Origin of the sequence: Methyloceanibacter sp. (assembly GCF_051306395.1) — a bacterium.
GTDB lineage: Bacteria > Pseudomonadota > Alphaproteobacteria > Rhizobiales > Methyloligellaceae > Methyloceanibacter.
The window spans coordinates 1-3,072 of record NZ_JBPPND010000243.1; the positions used below are offsets into that span (position 1 = coordinate 1).

General features: G+C 63.1%; 3 protein-coding genes and 1 pseudogene. 2 read left to right on the forward strand and 2 right to left on the reverse strand.

Annotated elements, in window-relative coordinates:
* Positions 1–275: pseudogene (locus ACSLE4_RS12900) on the forward strand (hypothetical protein); the annotation flags it as partial.
* Here ACSLE4_RS12900 and ACSLE4_RS12905 read toward each other — a convergent pair.
* On the reverse strand, positions 224–1,300 hold the full coding sequence (locus ACSLE4_RS12905; protein ID WP_435904846.1) for an IS5 family transposase: 1,077 nt from the start codon (positions 1,298–1,300) through the stop codon (positions 224–226). The pseudogene ACSLE4_RS12900 and the gene ACSLE4_RS12905 sit on opposite strands and share 52 nt — an antisense overlap.
* 177 nt (positions 1,301–1,477) lie before the next feature.
* Between ACSLE4_RS12905 and ACSLE4_RS12910 the strand changes: the two genes are divergently transcribed.
* Positions 1,478–2,866 (forward strand): IS1182 family transposase, encoded by a 1,389-nt coding sequence (locus ACSLE4_RS12910; RefSeq protein ID WP_435904847.1) that lies wholly within the window; start codon positions 1,478–1,480, stop codon positions 2,864–2,866.
* A 22-nt stretch (positions 2,867–2,888) separates the two neighbouring features.
* On the opposite strand, the gene ACSLE4_RS12915 is transcribed toward ACSLE4_RS12910, so the two are convergent.
* A partial coding sequence (locus ACSLE4_RS12915) for a hypothetical protein (protein ID WP_435904848.1) occupies positions 2,889–3,072 on the reverse strand: 184 nt, incomplete at its 5' end.

Below are 3,072 nucleotides of genomic sequence, written 5' to 3' on the forward strand. Positions count from 1 at the left end.
TCTCCGTCGGATTCACCACCGCCGACGAGCTCGTACACGAGTTGATGGAGGCCCGCGACGAGCGCCGCCTCCTGCGTCTCCAGAAGCAGATGGACACTTCTAGGTTCGTCATCGCCCGCATGGTTGAGGCGGAGGTTGACGTCGTAGACGTTGGTTTGTCGCCGATCGGCGATGCGATCCGGCTCATGGGAGCCTCACTCGGTGTTTGGTTCAGGGCTTTGCCCTACGCGGCGGCGGCCTTGTTCTCCCAGAACAGATATCTTCTCAGATTGTAGGCGATATTTGCCAGGCCGATCCGGGTTCGGGCACGGGCCAGGCCGATGGATCGGATGAACAGCGCCATGCGATGCTTCTGGTCGGCGAAGATGTGCTCGACGCCGGAGCGTTCGCGCGAGCGGGCGGCGTTGGCGCGGCGCCGAGGTTCGGACATCTGCTTGCCGGGTGGCTTGCGGAAATGAACCTTCGAGACCAGTCCGGCCTTGGCGATGCGCCGCTCGTTCTTCGCCGAACGGTAGGCGGTGTCCGCCCAGACCGCCGATGCAGTGTTGGTCGGGTCGAGCACCCCCGCCAACTCGCGCCCGTCGTAACGGGCGGCATCGGTGACGGACCATTTGCGGATGAAGCGGTGACGGCGATCCGCGCCGATATGGGACTTGTAGCCGTAGATCGGCGTGGCGATCTCCATCATCAGCGTCCCGTCGGGCCGGCGCTTGCGCCGGCCGCGCTTCAGCGTCCAGCGGCCATCACGGTCTTTCTGGCGCAGCTTCGCCGGGTTCGCCGTCCAGTCCTCGGGGATGCGCCCGGCCTTCAGATCGTCCTTCTCGGCGTCGGTGTTGCGCTGGCGCGGCGCCGCAATGATCGACGCGTCGATCATCTGACCGCCCATTGCGAGATAGCCCTGCTCGCGCAGATGCGCATCGAACCGGGTGAACAGCGTTTCGACGGCCTTGGCTTTCGTCAGGTGCTCTCGAAACAGCCAGATCGTTCGAGCGTCGGGAACGCGGCCGTGCAGATCAAGCCCGAGGAACCGCATGAAACTCAGCCGGTCGCGAATCTGGAACTCGGTCTGCTCATCGGCGAGCCCGTAGAGCGACTGGATGACCAGAACCTTGAACATCAGCACCGCGTCCATTGGCGGTCGGCCGCCCCTCGCGCGGTCTGACCGCCGCAGCGCCGCGTCCAGATCGCCTCGGAACATCTCGAAATCCACCACCGACGCCAGACGTCCCAGCGGATCGCCGGTCTTGGAAAGCGCGGCGTAGCGCTCATCCAGATCAAAAAGCCCAGGCTGTCCCGACATCGATCCCTCCCGCGTGCGTCAGCAGGATTGAATCATCAAAACATTGGTATGGCGAGGTATTTAGTAGTGTCCACCTCTGTGCGAGCGTCTGCCTTCGGCCTATTCCGTTGAAAAAGTCCGGTTGTGAGGGGACGTAATTGCTGATTCAATCCTCGCGGGGTTTGCGGGAGTTGGGCGATGATGGGGTCACGGCAGCAGGCGCAGGGCGCATTCTTCTACGAATTTCGTCTCGAAGATCATGTGCCGGCCGACCACCTGCTGCGGTCGATTGACCGGTTCGTCGATCTCTCGCTCGTGCGCGCGCATCTGACGGCGTTCTACAGTTCCATCGGCCGGCCTTCGGTGGATCCCGAGTTGATGATCCGCATGCTGCTCCTTGGATACATCCACGGCATCCGTTCCGAACGGCGCCTCTGCGAGGAGGTGCACCTCAACTTGGCGTACAGGTGGTTCTGTCGCCTCGACTTGACCGATCGGGTACCGGATCACTCGACCTTCTCCAAGAACCGTCATGGTCGGTTCCGCGACAGCGATCTGCTTCGAAGGCTCTTCGAGGCCGTTGTCGCGCGATGCATCCGGGAGGGCGTGGTCGGCGGGGAGCGTTTTGCCGTGGACGCCAGCCTGATCCAGGCGGACGCCAACAAGCAGAACTCCACCGCCAAGGAAGACTGGAACGCTGGCGCGATCGATCCTGCCGCCGCGCCTCGAGCCGTGCGGGAATATCTGGACACTCTCGACGACGCCGCGTTTGGAGCGGCCACCGCCGTGGCGCCGAAGTTCACCTCCCATTCGGACCCGGCCAGCCAGTGGACGGCCGCGCGGCATGGACCTGCATTCTTCGCCTATTCCAACAATTACCTGATCGACACCGACCATGGGATCATCGTCGATGTGGAAGCGAGCCGGTCTATCCGCACCGCCGAAACGGGTGCGGCTCAGACCATGATAGATCGGGCCATGGATCGTTTTGGGCTCTACCCCGAGCGGCTGATTGCGGACACCGCATATGGCTCGGGTCCCGTGCTCGGATGGCTGGTCGAGGAGCATGGCATCGAGCCGCATGTCCCGGTGATCGACAAGTCTGACCGGGCTGACGGCACCTTCTCGGTACGCGAATTCGCCTATGACCACGAAACGGACGCGTACACGTGCCCGGCCGGACAAAAGCTCAAACCCTACTGGCGCGACATATCCCAATCCCGTCCCGAGTTCGGCAAGGATGGGTTCAAGCGCTACTTCGCCCGCCAGCAGGATTGCAGCGCATGTCCGATGAAGGCCCAATGTACGCCGAACCAGCCAGCCCGAAAGATCGCCCGCTCTGAGCATGAGGGTGCCCGCGATATGGCCCGGGATATCGCCAAGACTGAAGAGTACGGCGTCTCCCGCAGGCTCCGAAAGAAGGTCGAGATGCTGTTCGCGCACCTGAAGCGCATCCTGGGGCTCGGCCGGTTAAGGCTGAGGGGGCCATGCGGCGCCAGGGACGAATTCCTCCTCGCGGCCACCGCCCAAAATCTCAGGAAACTCGCAAAACTCTTCCCGGTCGGCCCAAAGTCAAAACCCGCATAACCAGACTGCGGACGCTTGTTCGTCAGAGCCAGGCCGGAGTGACTTTCCAGAACGACTTTTTCAACGGAATAGGCTCAGAGAGACGATTGGCGAGCGGCTCCAGCGCGATCTCGAGGTGATGGCGCCGCTGCCGGCTGTTCCGTTCGAGGCCTGCGACCAGGCGATGGGCCGGGTCAGCTCGCAGGCGCTGGTGCGCTACAGGACCA

Bases quoted from the DNA above. Each gene is read 5' to 3' on its own strand.
- ACSLE4_RS12905 (WP_435904846.1), bottom strand. From the start codon at position 1,300: ATGTCGGGACAGCCTGGGCTTTTTGATCTGGATGAGCGCTACGCCGCG.
- ACSLE4_RS12910 (WP_435904847.1), top strand. From the start codon at position 1,478: ATGATGGGGTCACGGCAGCAGGCGCAGGGCGCATTCTTCTACGAATTT.